Genomic DNA, 26,312 nt, shown 5'->3' on the forward strand with positions numbered 1-26,312 from the left:
TGCGGCTTCCGCAGCATCCCCTACCCGAGGAGCCTTTCATGAAAAACCGATTCCTGCCCCTGGCCGGTGCCGTCGCCCTGGCCGCCACCCTTGCCGGCCCCGCCCACGCCCAGACCGAGATCCAGTGGTGGCATTCCATGGGTGGCGCCCTGGGCGAATGGGTCAACGACCTGGCCAAGGACTTCAACGCCAGCCAGACCCAGTACAAGATCGTGCCCACCTTCAAGGGCAGCTACGACGAGTCCATGACCGCCGCCATCGCGGCCTTCCGGGCCGGCAACGCCCCGCACATCCTGCAGGTCTTCGAGGTCGGCACCGCCACCATGATGGCCAGCCGCCAGGCCATCGTGCCCGTGGGCGAGGTGATGAAGAAGGCCGGCGTGACCTTCAACCCGGACGCCTACGTGCCCGCCGTGGCCGGCTACTACACCGCGCCCAACGGCCAGATGCTGAGCTTCCCTTTCAACAGCTCGACCACCGTCTTCCACTACAACAAGGACGCCTTCAAGGCCGCCGGCCTGGACCCGGACAAGCCGCCCAAGACCTGGCCCGAGGTGGCCCTGGCGGCCGGCAAGCTCAAGGCCTCGGGCCACAAATGCCCCTTCACCACCAGCTGGGTGAGCTGGACCCAGCTGGAGAGCTTCTCGGCCTGGCACAACACCGAGTTCGCCACCCTGGGCAACGGCATGCGCGGCCTCAACACCCGCCTAAGCTTCAACAGCCCGCTGCACGTGCGCCACATCGAAAACCTGGCCAACATGGCCAAGACCGGCCTGTTCGTCTACAAGGGCCGCGGCAACGCCGCCGACGCCACCTTCGTCTCGGGCGAGTGCGCCATGGTGACCGGCTCCTCGGCGCTGTACGGCAACGTCAAGCGCAACGCCAAGTTCACCGGCGGCATCAGCACCCTGCCCTACTACCCCGACGTGGCCGGCGCGCCCCAGAACACCGTCATCGGCGGCGCCAGCCTGTGGGTGATGTCGGGCAAGAAGGAGGCCGAGTACAAGGGCGTGGCCCAGTTCTTCGCCTTCCTGTCCAAACCCGAGGAAGCCGCCAAGAGCCACCAGCGCACCGGCTACCTGCCGGTGACCAAGGCGGCCTACGAGCTCACCGAGAAGTCGGGCTTCTACAAGCAGAACCCGGGCACCGACGTGTCGGTGGAGCAGATGATCCGCAAGACCACCGACAAGTCGCGCGGCATCCGCCTGGGCAACTTCGTGCAAATCCGCACCATCAACGACGAGGAACTCGAACAGGTCTGGGCCGGCCGCAAGGCGCCCAAGCAGGCCCTGGACGACGCCGTCAAGCGCGGCAATGAGCTGCTGATCCGCTTCGAAGCCGCCAACAAGGGCAAGTGATGGCCCGCCGGGCGCCCCAGGCGCCCTGCCCGCCCCGCACCGGCGCGACCCGGGCGGGGCGGTTTTTGTTGTAGCGTCGCCCCTCCCCAAGTCCGCGAAACCCCCATGGAAAAACGCGTCCGGTTCCGATCCGCCTGGCTGCCCTGGCTGCTGGTGGCCCCGCAAATGGCGGTGGTGCTGGTGTTCTTCTTCTGGCCCGCCGCCCAGGCGCTCTACCAGAGCGTGCTTCAGCAGGACGCCTTTGGCATCTCCACCGAGTACGTGGGCCTGGCCAACTTCCAGCGCCTGTTCGACGACCCGGGCTACCTGGCCTCGTTCAAGGTCACGGCCCTGTTCTCGGCGATGGTGGCCGGCTTCGGCCTGGTGATCGCCCTGCTGTTGGCCGTGATGGCCAACCGCGTGCTGCGCGGCGCCTCGGTCTACAAGACGCTGCTGATCTGGCCCTACGCCGTGGCGCCGGTGGTGGCCGGCGTGCTGTGGCTGTTCATGTTCGCCTCGCCCTACGGCGTGGTGGCCCACGCGCTGCGCTGGCTGGGCATGGACTGGAACCACCTGCTCAACGCCGACCACGCCCTGGCCCTGATCGTGATGGCCGCTGTGTGGAAGCAGATCTCCTACAACTTCCTGTTCTTCCTGGCCGGCCTGCAGTCCATCCCGCAGTCGCTGATCGAGGCCGCCACCATCGACGGCGCCTCGCCCTGGCGGCGCTTCTGGACCATCGTCTTTCCCCTGCTGTCGCCCACCACCTTCTTCCTGCTGGTGATCAACGTCGTCTACGCCTTCTTCGACACCTTCGCCATCGTGGACGCCACCACGCACGGCGGCCCGGGCAAGGACACGGCGATCCTGGTCTACAAGGTCTACTACGACGGCTTCAAGGCCCTGGACATGGGGGGCTCGGCGGCGCAGTCGGTGATCCTCATGGGCATCGTCATCGCGCTGACGGTGCTGCAGTTCCGCTTCGTCGAGAAGAAAGTCCAATACTGAGGAGCCGGCCATGATGATCGAACGACGCCCCGTCCTCACCGCCGTCTCGCACCTGATCCTGCTGATCGGCGTGCTGGTGGTGGCCTTTCCGGTCTACATCACCTTCGTCGGCTCCACCCAGACGGCCGAGCAGATCGCCAGCAGCAACCCGCTGTCGCTGGTGCCCGGCAGCCACTTCCTGGAAACCTACCGGCTCGCGCTGTTCGGCGGCAAGACCTACAGCGGCTCCACCATCGCGCCGGTGGCGCCCATGCTGTGGGTCAGCTTCGTCTGCGCCATGGTCATCGCCATCGGCAAGATCGCGATCTCGCTGCTCTCGGCCTTCGCCATCGTCTACTTCCGCTTTCCGGCGCGCGGCCTGGTGTTCTGGATGATCTTCGTCACCCTGATGCTGCCGGTGGAGGTGCGCATCGGCCCCACTTACGAGGTGGTGTCGGACCTGGGCATGCTCAACAGCTACGCCGGCCTCACGGTGCCGCTGATCGCCTCGGCCACCGCCACCTTCCTGTTCCGCCAGTTCTTCCTCACCGTGCCCGACGAGCTGGTGGAGGCCGCGCGCATGGACGGCGCCGGGCCCATGCGCTTCTTCTGGGACGTGCTGCTGCCGCTGTCGCGCACCAGCATCGCGGCGCTGTTCGTCATCCAGTTCATCTATGGCTGGAACCAGTACCTCTGGCCGCTGCTGGTGACCACCAGCGAGGACATGTACCCCGTGGTGCTGGGCATCAAGCGCGCCATCTTCGGCGAGGTCTACGTGGAGTGGAACGTGGTCATGGCCACGGCCATCCTGGCGATGCTGCCGCCGGCCATCGTGGTCATGCTCATGCAGAAATGGTTCGTCAAGGGCCTGGTCGACACCGAGAAATAAAGAGACGCTCCATGGCAACGCTGCAATTCAAGAACGTCATCAAGCAATACCGCCAGGGCAAGCAGTCCCTGCAGGTGATCCACGGCGTGAGCGCCGACATCGCCGACGGCGAGTTCATCGTCATCGTCGGCCCCTCGGGCTGCGGCAAGAGCACGCTGCTGCGCATGGTCGCCGGCCTGGAGGAGGTCACGGGCGGCGAGATCTGCATCGGCCCGCGCGTGGTCAACGAACTGGAGCCGGCCGAGCGCGACATCGCCATGGTGTTCCAGAACTACGCGCTCTACCCGCACATGAGCGTGTTCGACAACATGGCCTACGGCCTGAAGATCGCCAAGGTGCCCAAGGACGAGATCAAGGCGCGCGTGGACAAGGCCGCGAAGATCCTCGAGCTGGGCCATCTGCTGGAGCGCAAGCCGCGCCAGCTCTCGGGCGGGCAGCGCCAGCGCGTGGCCATGGGCCGCGCCATCGTGCGCCAGCCGCAGGTCTTCCTGTTCGACGAACCCCTGTCCAACCTGGACGCCAAGCTGCGCGCGCAGACGCGCATCGAGATCCAGAAGCTGCACCGCGAGCTGGGCATCACCAGCCTGTTCGTCACGCACGACCAGGTCGAGGCCATGACGCTGGCGCAGCGCATGATCGTGATGAACGCCGGCCACATGGAGCAGTTCGGCACGCCGGAAGAGGTCTACAACCGCCCGGCCACCACCTTCGTGGCCAGCTTCATCGGCTCGCCGCCCATGAACCTGCTCAAGCAGGCCCCGGGCGGGCGCGAAGGCCGCCTCCTGGGCATCCGCCCCGAGCACCTGGACATCGGCCCCGAGGGCTGGGCGCTGCAGGTGGAGACGGTGGAGCTGCTGGGCGCCGAGCGCCTGGTGCACTGCCGCCTGGGCGAGGAAGCGGTGATCATCCGCACGCACGAGGACGAAGGCGCGCCGGCCGTGGGCAGCACCATCCACGCCCGCCCGCGCGAGGACCGGCTGCACTGGTTCGACGCGGCCTCCGGCCAGCGGGTCGAGGTCTGAGCGTGGCCACCCCCTGGCCCTACCCGCGCTGGATCGCGCACCGCGGCGCCGGCAAGCTGGCGCCGGAAAACACCCTGGCCGCCTTTCGCCTGGGCGCGGCGCACGGCTACCGCATGTATGAGTGCGACGCCAAGCTCAGCGCCGACGGCGTGGTCTTCCTGCTGCACGACGCCACGCTGGAGCGCACCACCAACGGCCACGGCGTGGCCGGCGAGCGCCCCTGGAGCGAGCTGAGCCGGCTCGACGCCGGTGGCTGGCACTCGCGCGCCTTCGCGGGGGAGCCACCCTGCACGCTGGAGGCCCTGGCGCGACACTGCCAGGCGCAGCGGCACTGGCTCAACATCGAAATCAAGCCCACGCCCGGGCTGGAGCTGGCCACCGGCCGCGCCGTGGCCGCCGAGGCGCGGCGCCTGTGGACCGCCCAGCCGGGCGATCCGCCGCTGCTGACCTCCTTCCGTCCCGAATCGCTGCAGGGCGCTCGGGAAACGGCCCCCGAGCTGCCGCGCGGCCTGCTGCTGGACACCCCCTGGGACGGCTGGCAGCGGGTGGCGCGCGAGCTGGGCTGCGTGGCCCTGGTGTGCAACCACGCCCTGTGGGACCGGGCCCTGGTGGACCTCGCGCGCGACCAGGGCTGGCGCGCCCTGGCCTACACGGTGAACGACGAATGGGCCGCGCAGCGGCTGATCGACCTGGGGCTGGACGGGATCATCACGGACCGGGTGGACCTGTTTTCCCCCGCCGGCTGAGCGCTTAACGGCCCCGCAGCCACCAGGCCAAGCTGCCCTGCACCAGCACCAGGGCCGCGTAGGTCGCCACCCGGCCGTCGCGGCCGAAGGCGATCAGCCCGGCCAGCAGCACCAGCACCCCACCGGTGACCAGGACGGCCAACTGGGTGCCGCGCCCGAAGCGCCCCGCCCGGCGCAAGCGCAGGCCCAAGGCGAGCACCAGAGCCACGCCCACGGCAGGCGCGATGAAGGCCAGCACATGCTCAAGGAGCAATACCGCGGTCATTGAGAAGGATCAAGGCCGTCCATAAGCGGCAAATTTTATAATCTGGGTTATGTCTGTCTGGACGCTCGGCATCAACCACCAGACGGCCCCGCTCGACCTGCGGGGCCGTTTTGCGTTCGCGCTCGACCAGATCCAGCCCACCCTGCACACCCTGCGCAGCGCCCTGCCGCGCCAGCCCGAGGCCACCCTGCTGTCCACCTGCAACCGCACCGAGCTCTACGGCGCGGGCGACCCGGCGGTGCTGGACCCCACGCTGGACTGGCTGGCCGGCGCCGGCGGCGTCAGCCCTCAGGTGCTGCGCGACCACGCCTACGTGCTGCGCGACGACCAGGCCGCGCGCCATGCCTTTCGCGTCGCCAGCGGCCTGGACAGCATGGTGCTGGGCGAGGCCCAGATCCTGGGCCAGATGAAAGACGCGGTCCGCGCCGCCGACGAGGCCGGCGCCCTGGGCACCACCCTGCACCAGCTGTTCCAGCGCTCCTTCGCAGTGGCCAAGCAGGTGCGCAGCTCCACCGAAATCGGCGCCCACTCCATCAGCATGACGGCCGCCGCCGTGCGACTGGCCTCGCAGCTGTTCGAGGACCTGCGCGAGGTGCGCGTGCTGTTCGTCGGCGCGGGCGAGATGATCGAGCTCGCCGCCACGCACTTCGCGGCCAAGACGCCCAAGGCCATGGCCATCGCCAACCGCAGCATGGAGCGCGGCGAGAAGCTGGCCCAGCGCTTCGGCGCCCAGGTGATGCGCCTGGCCGACCTGCCCGAGCAACTGCACCAATTCGACGTGGTGGTGAGCTGCACCGCCAGCACCCTGCCGCTGATCGGCCTGGGCGCGGTGGAGCGCGCGCTCAAGAAGCGCAAGCACCGCCCCATGTTCATGGTCGACCTGGCTGTGCCGCGCGACATCGAGGCCGAGGTGAAGGCGCTGGACGACGTTTACCTCTACACCGTGGACGACCTCGCCACCGTGGTGCAGACCGGCAAGGACAACCGCCTGGCCGCCGTGGCGCAGGCCGAGGCCATCATCGACGCCGGCGTGCTGAGCTTCATGCACTGGATGGAGCGGCGCGACCCCGCCAACGGCGTGGTGCCGCTGATCCAGCAGATCAACGCCCAGGCCGACGCCTGGCGCGCCCACGAACTCGGCCGCGCCAAGCGCCTGCTGGCGCGCGGCGAGCCCGTGGAGGCCGTGCTGGAAGCGCTCTCCAAGGGCCTCACCCAGAAGATGCTGCACGGCACCCTGGCCGAGCTGCACAGCGGCGACGCCGCCGCGCGCGCGGCCACGGCCGAAACCGTCTCGCGCCTGTTCCTGCGCGACGGCCGGCCCCCGCAAGACCCCCGCTCCTAGCCCGCGCGGCGCGCGGTGGCCGTGGCGCGTCCAGCCACGGGCGCCTCGGCCAGGCACCGCCCATGAAACCCTTCGTCCGCCACGCCCTGCTGAAACAGCGCGCCCGCCTCCACGAACTCGACGCCCTGCTCTCGGCGCCCGACGTGGTGGAGGACATCGCGCGCTTTCGTTCCCTGAGCCGGGAGCACGCCGAGGCCAGCGAGGTGGTGGCCGTGTTCGACCGCTTCCTGGCCCGCGAAGCCGACGAGCAGGCCGCGCGCGACCTGCTGCGCGACCCCGAGATGGCCGCCATGGCGCAAGAGGAGATCGCCGCCTGCGCCGCCGACCTGGCGGCGCTGGACGGGCAGTTGCAGACCCTGCTGCTGCCGCGCGACCCCGACGACGCCCGGCCGGCCTTCCTGGAGATCCGGGCCGGCGCTGGCGGCGACGAATCGGCCCTGTTCGCCGGCGACCTGGCCCGCATGTACAGCCGCTACGCCGAGCGCCAGGGCTGGCGCGTCGAGCTCATGAGCGAATCGCCCAGCGAACTGGGCGGCTACAAGGAGGTGGTGCTGCGCATCGACGGCGACGGCGCCTACGGCCGGCTGCGCTTCGAATCGGGCGGCCACCGCGTGCAGCGCGTGCCCGCCACCGAAAGCCAGGGCCGCATCCACACCAGCGCCGCCACCGTGGCCGTCATGCCCGAACCCGACGAAGCCGCGACCATCGAGCTCAACCCGGCCGAGCTGCGCATCGACACCTTCCGCGCCAGCGGCGCGGGCGGCCAGCACATCAACAAAACCGACTCGGCCGTGCGCGTGACGCACCTGCCCACGGGCATCACGGCCGAATGCCAGGATGGCCGCAGCCAGCACAGCAACAAGGCCAAGGCCCTGCAGGTGCTGGCCGCCCGCCTGCGCGAGAAGGACCGCGCCGAACGCGCCGCCAAGGAGGCCGCCACGCGCAAGGGCCTCATCGGCAGCGGTGACCGCAGCGACCGCATCCGCACCTACAACTTCCCGCAGGGACGGCTCACCGACCACCGCATCAACCTCACGCTCTACCAGCTCGCCAGCGTGCTGGAAGGCGAACTCGACGAGGTGGTGCACGCCCTGCAGGTGGCGCGCGGCGCCGAGCTGCTGGCCGAACTGGAACAGGCGGCGGCATGACGCTCGCCGAGACCCTGCGCGCCCTCCTGGCCGATGGCGTGCCGCGGCTGGAGGCGCAGCAACTGCTGCTGCTGGCCCTGGGCCGCGACCCCCAGGCGCGCGCCTGGCTCACGGCGCACGACGATCTGGCCCTGGACGACGCGGCCGGCATCCGCCTGACCGCCCTGGCGCAGCGCCACCGCGAAGGCGAGCCCATGGCCTATCTGCGTGGCGAGCAAGGCTTTCATGGGCTGGTGCTGCGCACGGATGCGCGCGCGCTGGCGCCGCGGCCCGACACGGAAACCCTGGTCGACTGGGCCCTGGAGGTACTGGCCGACCTGCCACCCGATGCGCGCGCCATCGACCTGGGCACCGGCAGCGGCGCCATCGCTCTGGCGCTGCTGCACGCCGCGCCGGACCTGCGCCTGACCGCCACCGACGCCAGCGAGGCCGCCCTGTCCCTGGCGCGCGACAACGCCCAGCGCCTGGGCCTGAGCCCGCGCTTCGCGGCCGGCGCCTGGCTGGCCGCCGTGCCTGGCGAGCGTTTCGAGCTCATCGTCAGCAACCCGCCCTACATCGCCGCTGGCGACCCGCACCTGGCGGCCCTGCGCCACGAGCCGCTGTCGGCCCTGGTCTCGGGCGCCGACGGGCTGGACGACATCCGCACCATCGTGGCCCAGGCCCCCGGCGCCCTGGCGCCGGGCGGCTGGCTGCTGCTCGAACACGGCCACGACCAGGCCGAGGCGGTGCAGGCCCTGCTGCGCGCCGCCGGCTTCGAGGCCGTGGGTGGCCGCACCGACCTGGCGGGCATCGTGCGCTGCAGCGGCGGGCGCTGGCCGGCGGCGCGATAATTCCCGTTCTTTCGGGGCGCGCCCCGCCAGCAGGACCACGACATGAGCGACACCCAGACCCGCATCGACCAACTGGTCAAATCCCACGACATCGTGCTCTTCATGAAGGGGAGCGCGAGCTTTCCCATGTGCGGTTTCTCGGGCCGCGCGATCCAGATCCTCAAGGCCAGCGGGGTCGACCCGCGCAGCCTGTTCACGGTGAACGTGCTCGAGGACGACGCCATCCGCCAGGGCATCAAGGACTACAGCAACTGGCCCACCATCCCGCAGCTCTACGTCAAGGGTGAGTTCATCGGCGGCTCGGACATCATGATGGAGATGTACCAGTCGGGTGAGCTGCAGCAGGTACTCAGCGCGCAGAACTGAACCCCCATCCGTATCTCCACCGAAGCCGCCCACCGGGCGGCTTCGTGCTTTTGGCACGCTCTGCACGAAAGTGAACGCCAGCGGGCCTTTTCCGGTCCTTATCAGGGAGCCGGAATGGCACGCACCGTGCTTGAATGTGCTCACTGCCGCGTTCGAAGGAGAGTTCCATGAGCAGCTCACGCAGCCTGGTCGCGCCATCCCCCCTGGGCCTGCCCATCGCCCAGATGCGCAGCGTGTTCAACACGGACGAAGTCGAGCGCAAGCTGGCCAAGCTTCAGGCCAGCGGCAACGAACGCGAGCACGAAGGCCTGCGCAACACCTGGCAGCGCATGCTCGAGCGCGGCTCGCAGCGCTTCGCCGTCAAGCCCTCCGGCCTGCCCGACATGGCGCCGCTCTATGAACTCATGCCCAACTTCGGCGAGGCCCTGGACGACGTCAAACGCCACGTGGCCCTGAGCCAGGACAGCCGCGACAGCCTGGAGGTGACGCCGATGCTGCTGCTGGGCCCGCCCGGCGTGGGCAAGACGCACTTCGCGCGCCAGCTCGCCGACCTGCTGGGCACCAGCATGAACCTGGTGCCCATGAGCAGCATGACCGCCGGCTGGCTGCTGTCCGGGTCCTCGTCCCAATGGAAGGGCGCACGCCCCGGCAAGGTGTTCGAGTCGCTGGTGGACGGCCAGTACGCCAACCCCGTGATCGTGGTGGACGAGATCGACAAGGCCAGCGCCGACGCCCAGTACGACCCGCTGGGCGCGCTCTACAGCCTGCTCGAACACGACACCGCGCAGCACTTCGTCGACGAGTTCGCCGAGGTGGCGATCGACGCCAGCCAGGTGATCTGGGTCACCACGGCGAACGACGAGCGCGCCATCCCCGAGCCCATCCTCAACCGCATGAACGTGTTCGAGATCCAGCCGCCCTCACCCGAAGCGGCGCGCAAGATCGCGGCCAACCTGTACCGAGGCATCCGCGGCGAACACGACTGGGGCCAGCGGTTCGACCCCGATGTGCCCGCCGACGTGCTGGACGTGCTCGGCGTCCTGCCACCGCGCGAGATGCGCCGCGCCCTCGTCACCGCCTTCGGCAACGCACGCCTGGACCAGCGCTACCGCCTCGAACCCGAGGACCTGCCACGCGGCGGGCCGGCCAAGGGCCGCCTCGGCTTCCTACAGTAAGGGGTTTCAGGCGTCGGGATGCGCCCACTGGCGCGCCGCCGCCTGCACGGCGTTCGGGTACTCGCTGCGACCGCGGCTGCCGTTGTAGCGGCCCAGGGCCATGAAGGCGTTGCCGCGCTCGCGGTCCAGGTAGTGCCGCAGGATCACGCAGCCGAAGCGCAGGTTGGTCTGCATGTGGAACAGGCCGCCCACGTCGCCGTCGCCGATGAGGCGCGCCCAGAACGGCATGATCTGCATGTAGCCGCGCGCGCCCACGCTGGAGATGGCGAACTTGCGGAAACCGCTCTCCACCTGGATCAGGCCCAGCACCATCGTGGTGTCCAGCCCCGCGCGGCGGGTCTCGTACCACACGGTCTGCAGGAATTCGATGCGGGTCTGGAAGTCGGGCTTGCGCCGGCGCAGGCGCTCGCTGTTGGCGCCCAGCCAGCGCAGATAGGCCAGCCGGCGCTCGGTGTCGAAGAACTCGGGTACCGGGGGCGTGTCGTTGGCGATGGCCGCGCTCAGCGCCGTGCGCACGGAATCGGCCAGGGGCTCCTCCAGCTGGCCAGCCCGCGCCGCCCGCGGCAGCCAAGCCCCGCCCACCAGAGCGGCCATGGCGGCCAGCCCGTCGCGCCGGGTCCAGCCGCCTGCGTTCATGCCGTGAGGCGGGCCTTTACGTGGGCCGCCACTTCCGCCAGCGGCACGGCCGTGGCCGCACTGTCCCGCCGGTGCTGGTATTCGGCCTGACCGGCCTTCACGCCCCGGTCGCCCAGGGTGATGCGGTGGGGCACGCCGATGAGCTCCCAGTCGGCGAACATCGCCCCGGGTCGTTCTCCACGGTCGTCCAGGATCACATCCACGCCTTGCTCCAGCAGCTGGGAGTAGAGATTGTCCGCCGCCGCCTTGACTTCCGGGCTGCGGTCCATGCCGATCGGGCACACCACCACGGTGAACGGCGCGATCGCGTCCGGCCAGATGATTCCGCGCTCGTCGTGGTTCTGTTCAATCGCCGCCGCCGGCAGGCGCGTAATGCCAATGCCGTAGCAACCCATCTCGAAATGCTTGGGCTTGCCGTCCTCGTCGAGGAAGGTGGCGGCCATCGAGCGGCTGTACTTGGTGCCCAGGTAGAACACGTGGCCGATCTCGATGCCGCGCTCGATCGCCAGCACGCCCTTGCCGTCGGGCGAGGCGTCGCCCTCGACGATGTTGCGGATGTCGGCCACGCGCGTGGGTTCGGGCAGGTCGCGGCCCCAGTTCACGCCAGTGAGGTGCACGTCGGCCTCATTGCCGCCACAGACCCAGTCGGCCATGACGGCGACCTCCCGGTCCACCACCAGTTCCACCGGCTGCTTGAGCCCGATGGGGCCCAGGTAGCCCGGCCGGCAGCCGAAGTGCGACTCGATCTCGGGCGGGGTGGCAAAGCGCCAGCCCTGATCGAGGCCGGGCACCTTGCCCACCTTGACTTCGTTCATGTCGTGGTCACCGCGCAGCAGCAGCAGCCACACCTTGGAGGCCTTCACCGCCCCGGCGTCGTCGAGCGTGTCGGTGGCCAGCACGATGGACTTGACCGTGGTGGCCAGCGGAACGCCCAGGAACTGCGCCACGTCGGCGCAGGTGCTCTTGCCGGGGGTGGGCGTGCGCGCCAGGGGGTTGGCCGGCGCGGGACGCGGCCCCTGAGGCGCCAGCGCCTCGGCCTTTTCCAAGTTGGCGGCGTAATCGCTGCCAGGGCAATAGACGATGGCGTCCTCGCCCGTGGCGGCGATCACCTGGAACTCCTCGCTCAGGTCACCGCCGATGGCGCCGCTGTCGGCCGCGACCGCGCGGTACTTCAGGCCGAAGCGGTCGAAGATGCGCCGGTAGGCCTGGGCCATCACCTCGTAGCTGCGCTTGGCGCTGGCTTCGTCGCGGTCGAAGCTGTAGGCGTCCTTCATGATGAACTCGCGCCCGCGCATGAGTCCGAAGCGCGGCCGGCGTTCGTCGCGGAACTTGGTCTGGATCTGGTACAGGTTCTTGGGCAGCTGCTTGTAACTGCGCAGCTCCTGGCGCGCGATGTCGGTCACCACCTCCTCGCTCGTGGGCTGCACCACGAAGTCGCGGTCGTGGCGGTCCTTCACGCGCATCAGCTCGGGGCCCATCTTCTCGAAACGGCCACTTTCCTGCCAGAACTCGGCCGGCTGCACCACGGGCATGGTGAGCTCCACGGCACCGGCGCGGTTCATCTCCTCGCGCACGATCCGCTCGACCTTGCGGATCACGCGCAGCCCCATGGGCATGTAGTTGTAGATGCCCGCCCCCAACTTGCGAATCATGCCGGCGCGGGTCATGAGGCGGTGGCTCACCACCTCGGCGTCGGCAGGCGCTTCCTTGAGCGTCGTGATCAGGAACTGGCTGGCTTTCATGAAGGGGCCTGCACCGGGAGGTGCGCGAAAGGGGGTTCAGGAGGGGTGGCGCCGGCACCGCTTGCGGGTATATCCCTAGGCGGGACGCGGGGCCGTGCGGTGTGCGATCACTTCGCTGGGCGCGGGGTGCGATGCATAATGGTCGCAGTTCAAAAATCGAGGTTGATTATGCTTGACAGAGAGGGCTTCAGGCCCAATGTCGGCATCATTCTGCTCAACCAGAAAAACCAGGTGTTCTGGGGCAAGCGCATCCGCTCCCATTCCTGGCAGTTCCCGCAAGGGGGCATCGACCGCGGTGAAACGCCCGAACAGGCGATGTTCCGCGAACTGCACGAGGAAGTCGGACTGCGCCCCGAGCACGTGGCCATCGTGGCCCGCACGAAGGACTGGTTGCGCTACGAAGTGCCTGACCGCTTCATCCGGCGGGATGCCCGCGGCCACTACAAGGGGCAGAAGCAGATCTGGTACCTGCTGCGCCTCGTCGCGCAGGACTGGCACCTGAACCTGCGCGCCACCAGCCACCCCGAGTTCGACGCCTGGCGCTGGAACGACTACTGGGTGCCGCTGGACGTGGTCGTCGAATTCAAGCGCGGCGTCTACGAGATGGCCTTGACCGAGCTGGCGCGTTACGTCCCGCGCCAGGACGGCGGCCGCGGCCGCTACCCGCGCCACCATCCGGGGCGCGGCTATCGCCCGGTCGATGGCTTTCCCGCCGCCGAGGCGCCGCCCGGCCTGGAACTGCCCCCCGGCGCCAGCTTCGACCCCGGGCCCCAACCCAGCATTCGCCCCGAGGGCGCCGTCTCCAAATGAACAACCGGTTCTTCCGCGCGGCGGTCTGTGCCGTCGCGCTGGCCTCCATGGGCGGCCCGCTCTGGGCGCAGTACCCGTACCGCGAACCCGAGACCTGGAAGGAGGGCGAGGTGGCGCTGCCGGCGCGCTTCAGCACCGACCGGCTCGTCACTGTCGAGATCGAAGACCGCTCGTCCTTCGAATACGGCATCGACCCGGACACGCTGAGCGTCGGCGCCGATGGCGTGGTGCGCTACGTCTTCGTGGCGCGCAGCCGCAGCGGGGCCCTCAATGCGCTCTACGAGGGGGTGCGGTGCAACGCGGCCGAGGTCAAGGTCTACGGCCGTTGGGACCCGGACAGCGCGAGCTGGCGCACCAGCGCCTCGGACGACTGGCAGCCAATGGACACGCGGGGCAGCACCCGGCGCGCGCTGAAGCTCGCGCAGTCCGGCCTGTGCGACGGGAAAGCCCCGAACGGGTCGCCGCGCCAGATCCTCCAGACGCTGCGGGGCGAGCACCCCTACCGTTTGCGCTGAGCCGGCTCAGGCGCGGCTGAGCACCAGGTTGTCGCGGTGGATCATCTCGGGCTCGGCGGCGTAGCCCAGCAGGCGCTCGAAATCGGCCGAGGACTTGCGGCACAGCAGGCGCGCTTCCGAGCTGGCGTAGTTCGCCAGCCCGCGCGCCACTTCCTGGCCGCGAGCGTCGCGCACCGCGATCACGTCGCCGCGCGAGAAGTCGCCTTCCACGGCGGTCATGCCGATCGGCAACAGGCTCTTGCCCTCGCCCGCGATCTTGGCCGCCGCGCCGTCGTCCACCACCACCGCGCCGCGCAGCTGCAGGTGGTCCGAGATCCAGCGCTTGCGCGCCTGGTGCTTGGCCGTCTGCGCGACCAGGGCCGTGCCGATGGCCTCGCCGGCGCACAGGCGCAGCAGCACGTCGGGCTCACGCCCCCAGGCGATGACCGTGGAAGCGCCCGACGCCGCCGCGCGCTTGGCGGCCAGGATCTTGGTGATCATGCCGCCCTTGCCGATGCCGCTGCCCGCGCCACCGGCCATGGCCTCCAGCGCCGGATCGCCCGCGCGCGCCACGTGCACGAAGCGCGCCTCGGGGTCGCGCCGCGGGTCGGCGGTGTAGAGGCCCTTCTGGTCGGTGAGGATGACCAGCACGTCGGCCTCGACCAGATTGGCCACGAGCGCGCCCAGCGTGTCGTTGTCGCCGAACTTGATCTCGTCGTTGACCACCGTGTCGTTCTCGTTGATCACGGGCACGACGCCGAGCTGCAGCAGCGTCAGCAGGGTCGAGCGGGCGTTGAGGTAGCGTTCGCGGTCGGCCAGGTCGGCGTGGGTCAGCAGCACCTGCGCACTGCCGACGCCGCAGGCGCGCAGCTGCGTCTCATACATCTGCACCAGGCCCATCTGGCCCACGGCGGCGGCGGCCTGCAGCTCGTTGATCTCGTGCGGCCGTTTGCTCCAGCCCAGGCGCTTCATGCCCTCGGCGATGGCACCGCTGCTCACCATGATGAGCTCGCGCCCCTGCTGGACCAGGGCCGCGAGCTGCTGGCTCCAGTGGCCGATGGCCCCTTCGTCCAGGCCTCGGCCTTCGTTGGTGACCAGGCTGGAGCCCACCTTGACGACGATGCGCCGCGCGTGGCGCACGAGGTCGGCCGCTTCGCTGGCCGTGCTGTCGATGACCTGGCTCATGGTGTGATGGATCCGGATCCGTCGTCGCCGCCGCCCGGCGCGAAACGGGGGTCGATCTCGACGGGCCCGATGGCCTGCTGCCGCTGCGCCTCGATGTGTTCGTAGGCCTTCTGCACCAGCCGCTCGCAGCCCTCGCGCGTCAGCGCCGAGATCTCGAACACCGGGCCCTTGTAGCGCAGGCGTTTGACGATGTCCTTGACGCGGGCCCCGCGCTCTTCGGGCGGCAGCATGTCCACCTTGTTGAGCACCAGCCAGCGGGGCTTGGCGTGCAGCTCGGGGTCGAATTTTTTGAGTTCGGCCACGATCGCCTTGGCCTGCGCCACCGGGTCGACGGCCTCGTCGAACGGCGCCGCGTCCACCAGGTGCAGCAGCAGCCGCGTGCGCTGCAGGTGGCGCAGGAACTGGTGGCCCAGCCCCGCGCCCTCGGACGCGCCCTCGATCAGGCCGGGCACGTCGGCCACCACGAAGCTCCTTTCGGGCCCCACCCGCACCACGCCCAGGTTGGGGTGCAGGGTGGTGAAGGGGTAGTCGGCGATCTTCGGTCGGGCGTTGGAGATGGCCGCGATCAGGGTGGATTTGCCCGCGTTGGGCATGCCCAGCAGGCCCACGTCGGCCAATACTTTGAGCTCCAGCTTGAGCGCCTTGCGTTCGCCGGGCCAGCCGGGCGTCTTCTGCCGCGGCGCGCGGTTGGTGGAACTCTTGTAGTGCATGTTGCCAAAGCCGCCATCGCCGCCCTTGGCAATCATCACCTGCTCACCGGCTTGCAGCAGTTCGCACAGCACCTGGCCCGACTCGGCGTCGGACACGATGGTGCCGACCGGCACCTTGAGCACCACGTCGTCGCCCTTGACGCCGAACATGTCGGAGCCCTTACCGTGTTCACCACGCTGTGCCTCGAAGCGGCGGGTGTAGCGGAAATCGACCAAGGTATTCAGGCTCGGATCAGCCAGCATGAATACGTGGCCACCTCGCCCGCCGTCCCCGCCATCGGGGCCGCCGAACTCCTTGTACTTTTCGTGCCTGAACGACGCGCACCCATTCCCCCCATCGCCAGCGGCGACGTCGATGGTGGCTTCATCAACGAACTTCATGGGAGTTGGATGCGAATGCTAGCTCGAAGACAACAAAAAGGCCCGCAAGCGCGGGCCCCTTGCGCGAGGATCGTGCAGGATCAGGCCGGGGTGACGCTGACCACGTGACGACCCAGCGCACCCTTGACCGCAAACTGCACATGGCCGTCCACGGTGGCGAACAGGGTGTGGTCCTTGCCGACGCCGACATTGGTGCCGGGGTGGAATTTGGTGCCGCGCTGGCGCACGATGATCGAGCCAGCCGTGATCAGCTCGCCGCCGAACGCCTTGACGCCCAGCATCTTGGGCTTGGAATCGCGCCCGTTGCGTGTAGAGCCGCCGCCTTTTTTCTGTGCCATCTTGCCTGCTCCTTAGGCCGAAATCGAGGCGATTTCGATCTCGGTGAAATTCTGCCGGTGACCCTGGCGCTTCTGGTAGTGCTTGCGACGGCGCAGCTTGAAGATGCGCACTTTGTCGTGACGACCGTGCGCCACCACCTTGACCGTGACCGATGCGCCGGAGACCAAGGGAGTGCCCACTTTCAGCTCGGTGCCGTTGCCGACCGCCAGAACCTCATCGAACACAATCTCTTGGCCCACGTCCGCAGCAATCTGTTCTACTTTAATTTTTTCGCCGGCAGCCACGCGATACTGCTTGCCACCGGTTTTTATGACCGCGTACATAGGAACCTCTTGAAGTTGGCCTTCCTGCAGAGCCCGGCCAAGACAGCCGGCTGACCACGAAGGCATCGGCAGACGGATTTCCGCCGAACTGCGAATTATAGCCGTCGGCAAACCACCAGGCAAACCAGTCGGTCCGTGCCGCCAGGGCAGGCCCAGAGCCCGAGGGCCGTCGGACGGGCTTCCTATAATCCAGCGCCGCCCAACGCCACCCAATCACGGGCCCCTCACTTGTCCCTTGCCTTGTCGACGAACAACCCGCTCGAACTGATCCGCGCCGACATGGCCGCGGTTGACCGGGTGATCCACGAACGCCTGACCACCGACGTACCCCTTGTGCGGGAGGTGGCCCAGTACATCATCTCGGCCGGCGGCAAGCGTCTGCGCCCGGCCCTGCTGCTGCTGGTCAGCGGCGCCCTGGCCTGCGAGCACCCGCACCGGCACACGCTGGCGGCCGTGGTGGAGTTCATCCACACCGCCACCCTGCTGCACGACGACGTGGTCGACGAATCGACGCTGCGCCGGGGCCGTGCCACGGCCAACCAGACCTTCGGCAACGCCGCCAGCGTGCTGGTGGGCGATTTCCTCTACTCGCGCGCCTTCCAGATGATGGTCGACGTGAATCAGATGCGCGTGATGGAGGTCCTGTCGGACGCCACCAACGTGATCGCCGAGGGTGAGGTGCTGCAGCTCATGAACATGCGCGACGCCTCGATCGACGAGGCGTCCTACCTGCGCGTGATCCGCTCCAAGACGGCCAAGCTGTTCGAGGCCAGCGCGCGGCTCGCCCCCATCCTGGCGCAGGCGGACCCGGCCGTCGAACACGCCTGCGCCACCTATGGCCAGGCCCTGGGCACGGCCTTCCAGGTCATCGACGACGTGCTCGACTACGAGGGCAGCGCCGACGAACTCGGCAAGAACCTGGGCGACGACCTGCGCGAGGGCAAGGTCACGCTGCCCATCATCTGCGCCTTGCGAGCGGGGAATGACGCCCAGCGGGCGCTGATCCGCGACGCGATCGAACACGGCCGCATCGAGAACCTGCCGGACATCCAGCGCATCATCCTGGGCACCGGCGCCCTGGACACCGCACGGGCGGCGGCGCACGCCGAGGCGCAGCGCGCGCTCGACGCCGCGGCCACGCTGCCGTCGAATCCGCACCAAGAGGCTTTGCTACAATTGGCGGCTGCACTGCTGGAGCGTCGCTCCTGAAGTTCACGGTTCTGGCACCGTCATCAGCCAAAGGATCCGCTGATCCACACGGGGTGTAGCTTAGCCTGGTAGAGCGCTACGTTCGGGACGTAGAGGCCGGAGGTTCGAATCCTCTCACCCCGACCATCATCTGGTCACATCAACGACCGCTGCGCGGCCCAGTAGCGCTCCAAGGCCCCCAGCTGGCGGCTCGCCCGACGCAACGCAGATACAACGTCAATCGACGTGAGTCCCTGTTTTCCGGATAACTGGCGTCAATTGTGACGTCCAAGTTGTTGATTTCCGTTAGATTACGGGCATATGGCGTCAGTTGATTCGGTGAACCAGGACAGTCCGTCCATGGCCCTTCCGGGGCTTGGGCGCGCGCTCGTGTCCGCGGGCAAGCTCAACCAGCGCGCGGCCGAGGACCTTTACCGCAAGGCCCAAAGCAGCCGAACCAGCTTCATTGCCGAGTTGACCGGCTCCGGCGCGGTGTCGCCCACGGACCTGGCGCACACCATGTCGGTGGCTTTCGCGGCCCCCCTGCTCGACCTCGATGCCATTGACGTGCAGCGGCTGCCTGCCGGCTTGCTGGACGCCAAGATCTGCGCCGACTTCCGCATCGTCGTCCTCAGCAAGCGCAACAACCGCCTGATCGTCGCGACGGCGGATCCGTCCGACCAGCAGGCGGCCGAAAAGATCAAGTTCGCCACGCAGATGGGCGTGGACTGGGTCATCGCGGAGTTCGACAAACTCAGCCGCCTGGTCGAAGCGCAGACCAAATCGGTCACCGAGGCGATGGAGAACATCGTCGGCGACGTCGAGTTCGATGAGCTGGCGGCCGAAACCACCACCGCCGATGCCGCCGAAAAGGCCAGCGAAGTCGACGATGCCCCGGTCGTCAAGTTCCTGCACAAGATGCTGATCGACGCGTTCAACATGCGCGCGTCCGACCTGCACTTCGAGCCCTACGAACACCAGTACCGCGTGCGCTTCCGCATCGACGGTGAACTGCGCGAGATTGCCTCACCCCCGGTCGCCATCAAGGAAAAGCTGGCCTCGCGCATCAAGGTCATCTCGCGGATGGATATTTCCGAGAAGCGCGTCCCGCAAGACGGCCGGATGAAGCTCAAGGTCGGGCCCGATCGCGTCATCGACTTCCGCGTCAGCACACTGCCCACGCTGTTTGGCGAGAAGATCGTGATCCGTATCCTCGACCCAAGCCAGGCCAAGATGGGTATCGACGCCCTGGGCTATGAGCCGGAAGAGAAAGAGCGTCTGCTGGAGGCCATCCAGCGCCCCTACGGCATGGTGCTGGTCACCGGTCCCACGGGCTCCGGCAAGACGGTCTCGCTCTACACCTGTCTGAACATCCTGAACAAGCCCGGCGTAAACATTTCGACGGCCGAAGACCCGTCCGAAATCAACCTGCCCGGCGTGAACCAGGTGAACATGAACGAGAAGGCGGGCCTGACCTTTGCCGTCGCGCTCAAGGCCTTCCTGCGCCAGGACCCGGACGTGATCATGGTCGGCGAGATCCGCGACCTGGAAACCGCCGACATCGCGATCAAGGCCGCGCAGACCGGTCACATGGTCATGTCGACGCTGCACACCAACGACGCGCCGACGACACTCACGCGGATGATGAACATGGGCATCCCCACGTTCAACATCGCCTCCAGCGTGATCCTCATCACCGCCCAGCGACTGGCGCGCCGCCTGTGCCCCAACTGCAAGGCGCCGCTGGACGTTCCCCGCAAGGCCTTGCTCGAGGCCGGCTACAAGCCCGAGGAGCTTGACGGCACCTGGACGCCCTACAAGCCGGTGGGCTGCTCGGCCTGCAACAACGGCTACAAGGGGCGCGTCGGCATCTACCAGGTGATGCCGATCTCCGAAGAGATCCAGCGCATCATCCTGCGCGGCGGCACCTCACTGGACATCGCGCAGCAGGCCAGCAAGGAAGGCGTTCGCTCGCTGCGGGAGTCCGGCTTGCTCAAGGTCAAGCTGGGACAGACCTCGCTCGAGGAAGTCCTCAGCGTGACGAACGAATGACCCACCGCTCACCCACAGCCCCCTGAGGAATTCCATGGCCACCGTCGCAAGCAAGAGCGTCAAGGACTTCGTGTTCGAATGGGAGGGCAAGGACCGCAACGGCAAGGCGGTGCGTGGAGAAACGCGCGCCCAGGGTGAGAACCAGGTGACGGCCACGCTGCGCCGGCAAGGCATCATCCCGGTCAAGATCAAGAAGCGCCGCACGTCGTCCGGCAAGCGCATCAAGCCGAAAGACATCGCGATCTTCACGCGCCAGCTGGCCACCATGATGAAGGCCGGCGTGCCGCTGCTGCAGTCCTTCGACATCGTGGGCCGCGGCAACCCCAACCCCAACGTCACGCGGCTGCTCAACGACATCCGCGCCGACGTGGAAACCGGTACCTCGCTGAGCGCGGCCTTCCGCAAGCACCCGATGTACTTCGACAGCCTCTACTGCAACCTGATCGAGGCGGGCGAAGCGGCCGGTATCCTGGAAGACCTGCTCGACCGCCTCGCCACGTACATGGAGAAGACCGAGGCGCTGAAGTCGAAGATCAAGTCGGCCCTGATGTACCCCACCGCCGTGATCATCGTGGCCTTCGTGGTGGTGGCCGTCATCATGATTTTCGTGATCCCCTCCTTCAAGGAGGTGTTCACCTCGTTCGGCGCCGACCTGCCCGCGCCCACGCTGTTCGTCATCGCCATGAGCGAGTTCTTCGTCCAGTACTGGTGGCTGATCTTCGGCGGCCTCGGCGGCGGCATCTACTTCTTCCTGCAGGCCTGGAAGCGCAACGAAAAGGTCCAGCGCTTCATGGACCGCCTGCTGCTCAAGCTGCCCATCTTCGGCGACATGATCGAGAAATCGGTGGTGGCGCGCTGGACGCGCACGCTGGCCACCATGTTCGGCGCGGGCGTGCCGCTGGTCGAAGCGCTCGACTCCGTGGGCGGTGCGTCGGGCAACTCGGTCTATGCCATCGCCACCGAAAAGATCCAGCAGGAGGTGTCGACTGGCACCAGCCTCACGGCCGCGATGACCAACGCGAACATTTTCCCCTCGATGGTGCTGCAGATGTGCGCGATCGGCGAGGAATCGGGCTCCATCGACCACATGCTGGGCAAGGCCGCCGACTTCTACGAGGCCGAGGTCGATGACATGGTGGCCGGCATCTCCAGCCTGATGGAGCCGATCATCATCGTGGTGCTCGGCACGGTGATCGGCGGCATCGTCGTCTCGATGTACCTGCCCATCTTCAAGCTCGGCCAGGTGGTCTGATGGCGGAGCTGGCCACCGGTGCGCCCGCCGCGGCGCTGTTGGGCTTGCTCGGCCTGCTCGTGGGCAGCTTCCTGAATGTCGTCATCCACCGGCTGCCCAAGATGATGGAGCGGCAATGGGCCGCCGAATGCGCGGAGTTGCAAGGCACGGCGCAAGAGGCCCAGGCACCGGCAGACCGCTACAACCTCCTGGTGCCGCGCTCCGCCTGCCCGCATTGCGGCCACACCATCCGCTGGTACGAGAACATCCCCGTGCTGAGCTACCTCGCGCTGCGGGGCCGGTGCAGCCAGTGCGGCGCGGGCATCGGGCCGCGCTATCCCCTGGTGGAAGCGGCCACCGGTGCGCTGTTTGCCTGGGCAGGCTGGCACTGGGGCCTCAACACCGCCGGCCTGGCCTGGTGCGGGTTCGCCGCGGCCGTGGTCGCGCTGGCCTGCATCGACTGGGACACCACCCTGCTGCCCGACGACATCACGCTGCCCCTGCTGTGGGCGGGCCTGGTCGCCGCGGCACTCGGCGTTACGCCCACCCACCTGGCCGATGCCGTCTGGGGGGCGGTCGGCGGCTACCTGTCCTTGTGGCTCGTCTACTGGGCCTTCAAGCTGCTCACCGGCAAGGAAGGCATGGGCTACGGCGACTTCAAGCTGTTCGCGGCCTTCGGCGCCTGGTTCGGCTGGCAAGCGCTGGTGCCCATCATCCTCATGGCCTCGGTGATCGGTGCGGTCGTCGGCATTGGCATCAAGCTGGTGGGCCGCCTGCGCGAAGGTGGGTATGTGCCCTTCGGCCCCTTCCTCGCGCTGGGGGGGCTCACCGCCATGGTGTTCGGTCCCTCGGCCATCCTGGCCGCCGTCGGCCTGTGAACGCCGCGCGACCGGCCTGGCGGATCGGCCTCACGGGCGGCATTGGCAGCGGCAAAAGCACGGTCGGCGCCCGGCTGCAGTCGCTCGGTGCGGAGCTCATCGACGCGGACGCCATCTCCCGCGCCAGCACGGCGGCCGGGGGCGCGGCCATTCCCGCGGTGCGCGACGGCTTCGGCCCGGATTTCATCGACAGCGACGGCGCGCTGCACCGCGCCCGCATGCGCGAGCTGGTGTTCGCCGACCCCGGCGCCCGCCAACGGCTCGAGGCCATCGTTCATCCCATCGTCGCGCGCGAGATCGCCATCCGCGTGACCCAAAGCAACAAAGCTTGCGTCGTGTTCGACGTGCCCTTGCTCGCCGAGTCGCCGCGCTGGCGGCCCCAACTCGACCGAGTGCTCGTGGTCGACTGTAGCGAGGCCACGCAGCGCCGCCGCGTGCGCGCCCGCAGCGGCTGGGACGACGCGGTGATCGATGGCGTGCTGCGCAGCCAGAGCCCCCGGGCCCTGCGCCTGGCGGTGGCCGACGCGGTGATCTTCAACGACGAGGACGATCTCGACCGTTTGCATGGGTTGGTGGACCGGCTATCGGTAAGCTTCGGGCTATGATCCGCCCATGCGCGGCCAACACGGCCCCACGCGCCGCGAGCCCGTGATCCTCTACGAATACCCTTTCAACGAACGCATCCGCACCTACCTGCGGCTCGAGCAGCTGTTCAAGCGCCTCGCCGCGCTCGTGCCACGCGACCACCCGCTGGATCACCACTACGCGATCCAGACGCTGTTCGAGATCATGGACGTGGCCTCGCGCGCCGACATGAAATCGGACGTGCTCAAAGACCTCGACCGGCAGAAACAGGCGCTGGCGGGCTTTCGGGGCAATCCCGCCATTTCCGAGTCGGCGCTGGAAACCGCCATCGCCCAACTCGACACCTGCTTCTCGCAGATCGCCGACGTGCCCGGCAAGCCGGGCCAGGCGCTCACCGAGAACGATTGGCTGATGGCCATCCGCAGCCGCATCGGCATCCCCGGCGGCACCTGCGAATTCGACCTGCCGGCCTACTACCACTGGCAGCACCTGGCCACGGACCAGCGCCAGGCCGACCTGAGCGCCTGGTCGCGCACGCTGGCGCCGCTGGCCGAGGCCGTGGTGCTGTTGCTGAAGATGATGCGCGAGACCGGCGCGCCGCAGAAGGTGGTGTCCAGCGGCGGGCAGTTTCAGCAAAACCTGCCCCAGGGGCGCACCTTCCAGTTGCTGCGCTTGCGCATCGATCCCTCGTCCGGCCTGGTCCCCGAAATCAGCGGCAACCGGCTGATGTTCTCGGTGCGCCTCATGCGCCTGGGCGAGGACCACCGCCTGCACCCGGCGGGCGAGGACGCGAGCTTCGAGCTCGCCTTGTGCGCCTGAGGCCATGGCCGAGCCGGTCGAGCCCCGCATCGTGCGCTGCCCGGCCTGCGGCGGCGACAGCGTCTACGCCCCCAGCAACCGCTGGCGCCCGTTCTGCAGCGAACGCTGCAAGCAAGGCGACCTGGGCGCCTGGGCCAGCGAGCAGTACGCCCTGCCCGACAAGGGCACGCCAGTGAACGACTGGGACGCCGAGTCGACGCGCTGAACCGCGCCGCGCCTCAGGCGGCGTCGGCCTCTTCCTGCAGCCAGCGCAGCACCGGCACCGTGCCGGGCAACACGGGTTCGCAGCCCACCGGCAGGCGCTCCCAGCGGCTGTCCTGGCCCTCGTGCATCTGCAGCTCGCCGGACCACTGGAACACCTTGCAGAAGTGCAGGCGCACAAGCCCGTGGGGGTAGTCCACCAGTTGGACGCGCCAGACGTTCGCCGGCCCGATGGTCAGGCCGATCTCTTCCTGCAGCTCGCGCCGCAGCGCCTGTTCCACGGTCTCGCCGGCCTCGAGCTTGCCACCCGGGAATTCCCAGTAGCCCGCGTAGACCTTGCCCGCGGGGCGCGAGGTGAGCAGGAAGCGCCCCTGATCGTCGATGAGAACGCCGACGGCCACGTCCGTCGCGCCCTGGGCGGCGGCGGCCTCGCGCCCCCCGTCGACGACCAGCACCTCGGCGCTCACGCCCCGGCCTCGGCGCCGTGCGAGCCGGCGTAGTCGCGCGCGAACTGGTAGGCCACGCGGCCGCTGCGCGAGCCCCGCTCCAGCGCCCACACCAGGGCCTGCGGCCGCGCCGCCTCGATCGCCCCGGCCGCCACGCCGAAGGACGACAGCCACTGCGCGACGATGGCCAGGTACTCGTCCTGGCTGAAGGGGTAGAAGCTGATCCACAGGCCGAAGCGCTCGGACAGCGAGATCTTCTCTTCGACCACCTCACCGGGGTGCACCTCGCCGTCCGCCGTGTGCGTGTACGTGAGGTTCTCCTTCATGTACTCGGGCAGCAGGTGGCGGCGGTTGCTGGTGGCGTAGATCAGCACGTTGGCGCTGGACGCCGAGACCGAGCCGTCGAGGATGGACTTGAGCGCCTTGTAGCCGGGCTCGCCGTCTTCGAAGCTGAGGTCGTCGCAATAGACGATGAATTTCTCGGGCCGGCCGGCCACCACCTCGACGATGTCGGGCAGGTCGACCAGGTCGCTCTTGTCGACCTCGATCAGCCGCAGGCCTTGCGCCGCGTACGCGTTGAGGCAGGCCTTGACCAGCGAGGATTTGCCCGTGCCGCGCGCGCCCGTCAGCAGCACGTTGTTGGCCGGCAGGCCTTTCACGAAGTGCTCGGTGTTGCGCTGGATGCGCTCCTTCTGCGGCTCCACTTCCTTCAGGTCGTCCAGCGCGATGCTGGCGACGTGGCGCACGGGCTCCAGCAGGCCATGGCCGCTGCTGCGCTTGCGGTAACGAAAGGCATGGGACGCCGACCAGTCCGGCGCCGACAGGGGCCGCGGCAGCACGGATTCGATGCGGTCGATCAGGGCTTCGGCGCGCTGCATCAGGCGCTCGAACGAGGGGTTCATGAGCGGTAGTCGGCGTTGATGGTGACGTACTCGTGGCTGAAGTCGCAGGTCCAGACGGTGTCGCTGGCCGTGCCGCGGCCCAGGCCGATGCGCACCTCGATCTCCGCCGGCTTCATCACGCGCTGGCCGTCTTCTTCGCGGTAGTGAGGGTGGCGGCCGCCGCGCGTCACCACGTGGACATCGCCCAGCCACAGGTCGATGCCGCCCACGTCCAGGTCGTCGATGCCCGCATAGCCCACCGCCGCCAGGATGCGGCCCAGGTTGGGGTCGCTGGCGAAAAAGGCCGTCTTGACCAGCGGCGAATGCGCCACAGAATAGGCCGCGCGCAGGCACTCCGCCGTGTCGCGGCCGCCCTCCACACGGATGGTGATGAACTTGGTGGCGCCCTCGCCGTCGCGCACGATGGCGTGCGCCAGGCGCTGGGCCAGGGGCGTGAGCGCGTCCAGCAGGGCGCGGCCCGACGGGCTGGACAGGTCGGTCACCGGCGGATGGCCTGCCTGGCCGGTGGCGATGACCACGAAGGAATCGTTGGTGCTGGTGTCGCCGTCGACCGTGACCCGGTTGAACGAGGCGTCGGCCAGGCGCCGGGCCAGTTCGTTCATGAGTTCGGGCGCCACCGCCGCGTCGGTGGCCAGGAAGCCCAGCATGGTGGCCATGTTGGGCCGGATCATGCCGGCGCCCTTGGCGATGCCGGTGGCGCGCAGCGCGCGGCCCTCCAGCTCGAAGGACACGCTGGCGGCCTTGGGCAGGGTGTCCGTGGTCATGATGCCCTGGGCCGCGGCCAGCCACTGGGCGCCGGAGTCGTGCTGCGCCGAGCAGGCGCTGGTCAGCGCCGCCGGCAGGCCGCCGAGCAGGCGGTCCATGGGCAGGGGCTCCATGATCACGCCGGTGGAGAACGGCAGCACCTGCTCGTGGTGCAGGCCCAGCGAGCGCGCCAGCGCGGTGCAGGTCTGGCGCGCGTCGGCCAGGCCGCTCTCGCCCGTGCCCGCGTTCGCATTGCCCGTATTGATCACCAGCGCGCGCACGCCCTGGCCACTGGCCAGGTGCTCGCGGCACACCTGCACCGGTGCCGCCGCGTAGCGGTTGCGCGTGAACACCGCGCCCACCGCGCTGCCCTCATCGAGCAGGAACACGGTGAGGTCCTTGCGGTTGGCTTTGCGGATGCCGGCTTCGGCGACACCGATGCGCACGCCCGCGATGGGCAGCAGATCGGCCACGGCAGGACTGGAGAGCTGGACAGGCATGGAGGGGTTCTCGGATCGGGAAGGGGACGGCTGGCCAGG

The 26,312-nt window shown here is 68.6% G+C and carries 29 protein-coding genes and 1 tRNA gene; 20 read left to right on the plus strand and 10 right to left on the minus strand.

Translation table 11 applies throughout. The features are described from left to right. Positions 1 to 38 precede the first annotated feature (38 nt). From ugpB to ugpQ, 5 genes are all read left to right on the plus strand, one after another. On the plus strand, positions 39 to 1,358 hold the full coding sequence (ugpB, locus tag BHU06_RS10430) for a sn-glycerol-3-phosphate ABC transporter substrate-binding protein UgpB (protein WP_070399095.1): 1,320 nt from the start codon (positions 39 to 41) through the stop codon (positions 1,356 to 1,358). A gap of 105 nt (positions 1,359 to 1,463) precedes the next feature. Continuing rightward, positions 1,464 to 2,345, plus strand: coding sequence for a sn-glycerol-3-phosphate ABC transporter permease UgpA (gene ugpA / locus BHU06_RS10435; RefSeq protein WP_070399096.1), 882 nt, complete (start codon positions 1,464 to 1,466; stop codon positions 2,343 to 2,345). A 13-nt stretch (positions 2,346 to 2,358) separates the two neighbouring features. Beyond that, a complete protein-coding gene (gene ugpE / locus BHU06_RS10440) occupies positions 2,359 to 3,213 on the plus strand; it encodes a sn-glycerol-3-phosphate ABC transporter permease UgpE (RefSeq protein WP_070399232.1) in 855 nt (284 codons plus the stop codon). Between the two features lie 11 nt (positions 3,214 to 3,224). Further along, positions 3,225 to 4,235, plus strand: coding sequence for a sn-glycerol-3-phosphate import ATP-binding protein UgpC (locus tag BHU06_RS10445; RefSeq protein WP_070399097.1), 1,011 nt, complete (start codon positions 3,225 to 3,227; stop codon positions 4,233 to 4,235). After that, positions 4,232 to 4,981 (plus strand): glycerophosphodiester phosphodiesterase, encoded by a 750-nt coding sequence (gene ugpQ / locus BHU06_RS10450; protein ID WP_070399098.1) that lies wholly within the window; start codon positions 4,232 to 4,234, stop codon positions 4,979 to 4,981. The genes BHU06_RS10445 and ugpQ overlap by 4 nt, the downstream gene beginning before the upstream one ends. A 4-nt stretch (positions 4,982 to 4,985) precedes the next feature. Here the strand turns inward: ugpQ and BHU06_RS10455 are convergent, their stop codons facing one another. Beyond that, a complete protein-coding gene (locus BHU06_RS10455) occupies positions 4,986 to 5,234 on the minus strand; it encodes a hypothetical protein (RefSeq protein WP_139147043.1) in 249 nt (82 codons plus the stop codon). A gap of 61 nt (positions 5,235 to 5,295) precedes the next feature. On the opposite strand from BHU06_RS10455, the gene hemA reads away from it, so the two are divergent. The 5 genes from hemA to BHU06_RS10480 all read left to right on the plus strand — a co-directional run bounded on the left by hemA (position 5,296) and on the right by BHU06_RS10480 (position 10,107). Then, a complete protein-coding gene (gene hemA / locus BHU06_RS10460; RefSeq protein WP_070399100.1) occupies positions 5,296 to 6,588 on the plus strand; it encodes a glutamyl-tRNA reductase in 1,293 nt (430 codons plus the stop codon). A 62-nt stretch (positions 6,589 to 6,650) separates the two neighbouring features. Next, on the plus strand, positions 6,651 to 7,736 hold the full coding sequence (gene prfA / locus BHU06_RS10465) for a peptide chain release factor 1 (protein WP_070399101.1): 1,086 nt from the start codon (positions 6,651 to 6,653) through the stop codon (positions 7,734 to 7,736). Continuing rightward, positions 7,733 to 8,566: a peptide chain release factor N(5)-glutamine methyltransferase gene (gene prmC, locus BHU06_RS10470; protein WP_070399102.1), complete on the plus strand. Its 834-nt coding sequence runs from the start codon at positions 7,733 to 7,735 to the stop codon at positions 8,564 to 8,566. Before prfA ends, prmC begins: the two co-directional genes overlap by 4 nt. A gap of 42 nt (positions 8,567 to 8,608) precedes the next feature. Then, positions 8,609 to 8,932 carry a Grx4 family monothiol glutaredoxin gene (gene grxD, locus BHU06_RS10475; RefSeq protein ID WP_070399103.1) on the plus strand — a complete coding sequence of 108 codons (324 nt, stop codon included), beginning with the start codon at positions 8,609 to 8,611 and terminating at the stop codon, positions 8,930 to 8,932. 167 nt (positions 8,933 to 9,099) lie between these two features. Then, positions 9,100 to 10,107, plus strand: coding sequence for an AAA family ATPase (locus BHU06_RS10480; RefSeq protein ID WP_070399104.1), 1,008 nt, complete (start codon positions 9,100 to 9,102; stop codon positions 10,105 to 10,107). A 6-nt stretch (positions 10,108 to 10,113) separates the two neighbouring features. On the opposite strand, the gene BHU06_RS10485 is transcribed toward BHU06_RS10480, so the two are convergent. Then, positions 10,114 to 10,743, minus strand: a complete 630-nt coding sequence (locus tag BHU06_RS10485; protein ID WP_070399105.1) for a lytic transglycosylase domain-containing protein — start codon at positions 10,741 to 10,743, stop codon at positions 10,114 to 10,116. Continuing rightward, positions 10,740 to 12,485 (minus strand): proline--tRNA ligase, encoded by a 1,746-nt coding sequence (locus BHU06_RS10490; RefSeq protein WP_070399106.1) that lies wholly within the window; start codon positions 12,483 to 12,485, stop codon positions 10,740 to 10,742. The genes BHU06_RS10485 and BHU06_RS10490 overlap by 4 nt, the downstream gene beginning before the upstream one ends. A gap of 168 nt (positions 12,486 to 12,653) precedes the next feature. Here BHU06_RS10490 and BHU06_RS10495 point away from each other — a divergent pair, with 168 nt between their 5' ends. Together BHU06_RS10495 and BHU06_RS10500 are read left to right on the plus strand one after the other, a co-directional pair. Continuing rightward, the gene (locus BHU06_RS10495) at positions 12,654 to 13,295 is read left to right on the plus strand and encodes an RNA pyrophosphohydrolase (RefSeq protein ID WP_070399107.1); all 642 of its coding nucleotides are present in this window, start codon (positions 12,654 to 12,656) and stop codon (positions 13,293 to 13,295) included. Continuing rightward, a complete protein-coding gene (locus BHU06_RS10500) occupies positions 13,292 to 13,810 on the plus strand; it encodes a CNP1-like family protein (protein WP_070399108.1) in 519 nt (172 codons plus the stop codon). Before BHU06_RS10495 ends, BHU06_RS10500 begins: the two co-directional genes overlap by 4 nt. Positions 13,811 to 13,816: 6 nt before the next feature. On the opposite strand, the gene proB is transcribed toward BHU06_RS10500, so the two are convergent. The 4 genes from proB to rplU all read right to left on the minus strand — a co-directional run bounded on the left by proB (position 13,817) and on the right by rplU (position 16,727). Then, the gene (gene proB / locus BHU06_RS10505; RefSeq protein ID WP_070399109.1) at positions 13,817 to 14,974 is read right to left on the minus strand and encodes a glutamate 5-kinase; all 1,158 of its coding nucleotides are present in this window, start codon (positions 14,972 to 14,974) and stop codon (positions 13,817 to 13,819) included. Continuing rightward, positions 14,971 to 16,065 carry an Obg family GTPase CgtA gene (gene cgtA / locus BHU06_RS10510; RefSeq protein ID WP_070399110.1) on the minus strand — a complete coding sequence of 365 codons (1,095 nt, stop codon included), beginning with the start codon at positions 16,063 to 16,065 and terminating at the stop codon, positions 14,971 to 14,973. Before cgtA ends, proB begins: the two co-directional genes overlap by 4 nt. An 80-nt stretch (positions 16,066 to 16,145) precedes the next feature. Beyond that, the gene (rpmA, locus tag BHU06_RS10515) at positions 16,146 to 16,403 is read right to left on the minus strand and encodes a 50S ribosomal protein L27 (protein ID WP_070399111.1); all 258 of its coding nucleotides are present in this window, start codon (positions 16,401 to 16,403) and stop codon (positions 16,146 to 16,148) included. A 12-nt stretch (positions 16,404 to 16,415) separates the two neighbouring features. Further along, entirely contained in the window at positions 16,416 to 16,727 is a 312-nt protein-coding gene (rplU, locus tag BHU06_RS10520) for a 50S ribosomal protein L21 (RefSeq protein WP_070399112.1), read from the minus strand. Between the two features lie 279 nt (positions 16,728 to 17,006). On the opposite strand from rplU, the gene BHU06_RS10525 reads away from it, so the two are divergent. The 8 genes from BHU06_RS10525 (at position 17,007) to BHU06_RS10560 (ending at position 23,685) form a co-directional block, all read left to right on the plus strand. After that, positions 17,007 to 17,936, plus strand: a complete 930-nt coding sequence (locus BHU06_RS10525; RefSeq protein ID WP_083293165.1) for a polyprenyl synthetase family protein — start codon at positions 17,007 to 17,009, stop codon at positions 17,934 to 17,936. Positions 17,937 to 17,985: 49 nt separating this feature from the next. Then, positions 17,986 to 18,062 (plus strand) — tRNA-Pro (locus BHU06_RS10530). 174 nt (positions 18,063 to 18,236) lie between these two features. After that, on the plus strand, positions 18,237 to 19,967 hold the full coding sequence (gene pilB / locus BHU06_RS10535) for a type IV-A pilus assembly ATPase PilB (protein WP_070399114.1): 1,731 nt from the start codon (positions 18,237 to 18,239) through the stop codon (positions 19,965 to 19,967). A 34-nt stretch (positions 19,968 to 20,001) separates the two neighbouring features. Then, complete coding sequence (locus tag BHU06_RS10540) at positions 20,002 to 21,219, plus strand: type II secretion system F family protein (protein ID WP_070399115.1); 1,218 nt, start codon at positions 20,002 to 20,004, stop codon at positions 21,217 to 21,219. Further along, positions 21,219 to 22,076: an A24 family peptidase gene (locus BHU06_RS10545; protein WP_070399116.1), complete on the plus strand. Its 858-nt coding sequence runs from the start codon at positions 21,219 to 21,221 to the stop codon at positions 22,074 to 22,076. The genes BHU06_RS10540 and BHU06_RS10545 overlap by 1 nt, the downstream gene beginning before the upstream one ends. Beyond that, positions 22,073 to 22,681 carry a dephospho-CoA kinase gene (gene coaE, locus BHU06_RS10550; protein WP_070399117.1) on the plus strand — a complete coding sequence of 203 codons (609 nt, stop codon included), beginning with the start codon at positions 22,073 to 22,075 and terminating at the stop codon, positions 22,679 to 22,681. The genes BHU06_RS10545 and coaE overlap by 4 nt, the downstream gene beginning before the upstream one ends. A 43-nt stretch (positions 22,682 to 22,724) precedes the next feature. Continuing rightward, entirely contained in the window at positions 22,725 to 23,480 is a 756-nt protein-coding gene (gene zapD / locus BHU06_RS10555; protein ID WP_070399233.1) for a cell division protein ZapD, read from the plus strand. Positions 23,481 to 23,484: 4 nt separating this feature from the next. After that, a complete protein-coding gene (locus BHU06_RS10560; protein WP_070399118.1) occupies positions 23,485 to 23,685 on the plus strand; it encodes a DNA gyrase inhibitor YacG in 201 nt (66 codons plus the stop codon). Positions 23,686 to 23,698: 13 nt separating this feature from the next. Here the strand turns inward: BHU06_RS10560 and BHU06_RS10565 are convergent, their stop codons facing one another. The 3 genes from BHU06_RS10565 to argJ are packed head-to-tail and all read right to left on the minus strand — an operon-like array spanning position 23,699 to position 26,273. After that, positions 23,699 to 24,136 carry a (deoxy)nucleoside triphosphate pyrophosphohydrolase gene (locus BHU06_RS10565; RefSeq protein ID WP_175442837.1) on the minus strand — a complete coding sequence of 146 codons (438 nt, stop codon included), beginning with the start codon at positions 24,134 to 24,136 and terminating at the stop codon, positions 23,699 to 23,701. An 8-nt stretch (positions 24,137 to 24,144) separates the two neighbouring features. Next, positions 24,145 to 25,029 (minus strand): ATP-binding protein, encoded by an 885-nt coding sequence (locus BHU06_RS10570; RefSeq protein WP_070399120.1) that lies wholly within the window; start codon positions 25,027 to 25,029, stop codon positions 24,145 to 24,147. Further along, the gene (argJ, locus tag BHU06_RS10575; RefSeq protein WP_070399121.1) at positions 25,026 to 26,273 is read right to left on the minus strand and encodes a bifunctional glutamate N-acetyltransferase/amino-acid acetyltransferase ArgJ; all 1,248 of its coding nucleotides are present in this window, start codon (positions 26,271 to 26,273) and stop codon (positions 25,026 to 25,028) included. The genes BHU06_RS10570 and argJ overlap by 4 nt, the downstream gene beginning before the upstream one ends. Between the last annotated feature and the right edge of the window lie 39 nt (positions 26,274 to 26,312).

The organism is Hydrogenophaga sp. PML113 (assembly GCF_001777155.1).
Lineage (GTDB): Bacteria > Pseudomonadota > Gammaproteobacteria > Burkholderiales > Burkholderiaceae_C > Hydrogenophaga > Hydrogenophaga borbori.

Coding starts and splice junctions, on each gene's coding strand:
- ugpB (WP_070399095.1), top strand. CDS start 39: ATGAAAAACCGATTCCTGCCCCTGGCCGGTGCCGTCGCCCTGGCCGCC.
- ugpA (WP_070399096.1), top strand. CDS start 1,464: ATGGAAAAACGCGTCCGGTTCCGATCCGCCTGGCTGCCCTGGCTGCTG.
- ugpE (WP_070399232.1), top strand. CDS start 2,359: ATGATCGAACGACGCCCCGTCCTCACCGCCGTCTCGCACCTGATCCTG.
- BHU06_RS10445 (WP_070399097.1), top strand. CDS start 3,225: ATGGCAACGCTGCAATTCAAGAACGTCATCAAGCAATACCGCCAGGGC.
- hemA (WP_070399100.1), top strand. CDS start 5,296: ATGTCTGTCTGGACGCTCGGCATCAACCACCAGACGGCCCCGCTCGAC.
- prfA (WP_070399101.1), top strand. CDS start 6,651: ATGAAACCCTTCGTCCGCCACGCCCTGCTGAAACAGCGCGCCCGCCTC.
- prmC (WP_070399102.1), top strand. CDS start 7,733: ATGACGCTCGCCGAGACCCTGCGCGCCCTCCTGGCCGATGGCGTGCCG.
- grxD (WP_070399103.1), top strand. CDS start 8,609: ATGAGCGACACCCAGACCCGCATCGACCAACTGGTCAAATCCCACGAC.
- BHU06_RS10480 (WP_070399104.1), top strand. CDS start 9,100: ATGAGCAGCTCACGCAGCCTGGTCGCGCCATCCCCCCTGGGCCTGCCC.
- BHU06_RS10485 (WP_070399105.1), bottom strand. CDS start 10,743: ATGAACGCAGGCGGCTGGACCCGGCGCGACGGGCTGGCCGCCATGGCC.
- BHU06_RS10490 (WP_070399106.1), bottom strand. CDS start 12,485: ATGAAAGCCAGCCAGTTCCTGATCACGACGCTCAAGGAAGCGCCTGCC.
- BHU06_RS10495 (WP_070399107.1), top strand. CDS start 12,654: ATGCTTGACAGAGAGGGCTTCAGGCCCAATGTCGGCATCATTCTGCTC.
- BHU06_RS10500 (WP_070399108.1), top strand. CDS start 13,292: ATGAACAACCGGTTCTTCCGCGCGGCGGTCTGTGCCGTCGCGCTGGCC.
- proB (WP_070399109.1), bottom strand. CDS start 14,974: ATGAGCCAGGTCATCGACAGCACGGCCAGCGAAGCGGCCGACCTCGTG.
- cgtA (WP_070399110.1), bottom strand. CDS start 16,065: ATGAAGTTCGTTGATGAAGCCACCATCGACGTCGCCGCTGGCGATGGG.
- rpmA (WP_070399111.1), bottom strand. CDS start 16,403: ATGGCACAGAAAAAAGGCGGCGGCTCTACACGCAACGGGCGCGATTCC.
- rplU (WP_070399112.1), bottom strand. CDS start 16,727: ATGTACGCGGTCATAAAAACCGGTGGCAAGCAGTATCGCGTGGCTGCC.
- BHU06_RS10525 (WP_083293165.1), top strand. CDS start 17,007: ATGGCCGCGGTTGACCGGGTGATCCACGAACGCCTGACCACCGACGTA.
- pilB (WP_070399114.1), top strand. CDS start 18,237: ATGGCGTCAGTTGATTCGGTGAACCAGGACAGTCCGTCCATGGCCCTT.
- BHU06_RS10540 (WP_070399115.1), top strand. CDS start 20,002: ATGGCCACCGTCGCAAGCAAGAGCGTCAAGGACTTCGTGTTCGAATGG.
- BHU06_RS10545 (WP_070399116.1), top strand. CDS start 21,219: ATGGCGGAGCTGGCCACCGGTGCGCCCGCCGCGGCGCTGTTGGGCTTG.
- BHU06_RS10560 (WP_070399118.1), top strand. CDS start 23,485: ATGGCCGAGCCGGTCGAGCCCCGCATCGTGCGCTGCCCGGCCTGCGGC.
- BHU06_RS10570 (WP_070399120.1), bottom strand. CDS start 25,029: ATGAACCCCTCGTTCGAGCGCCTGATGCAGCGCGCCGAAGCCCTGATC.
- argJ (WP_070399121.1), bottom strand. CDS start 26,273: ATGCCTGTCCAGCTCTCCAGTCCTGCCGTGGCCGATCTGCTGCCCATC.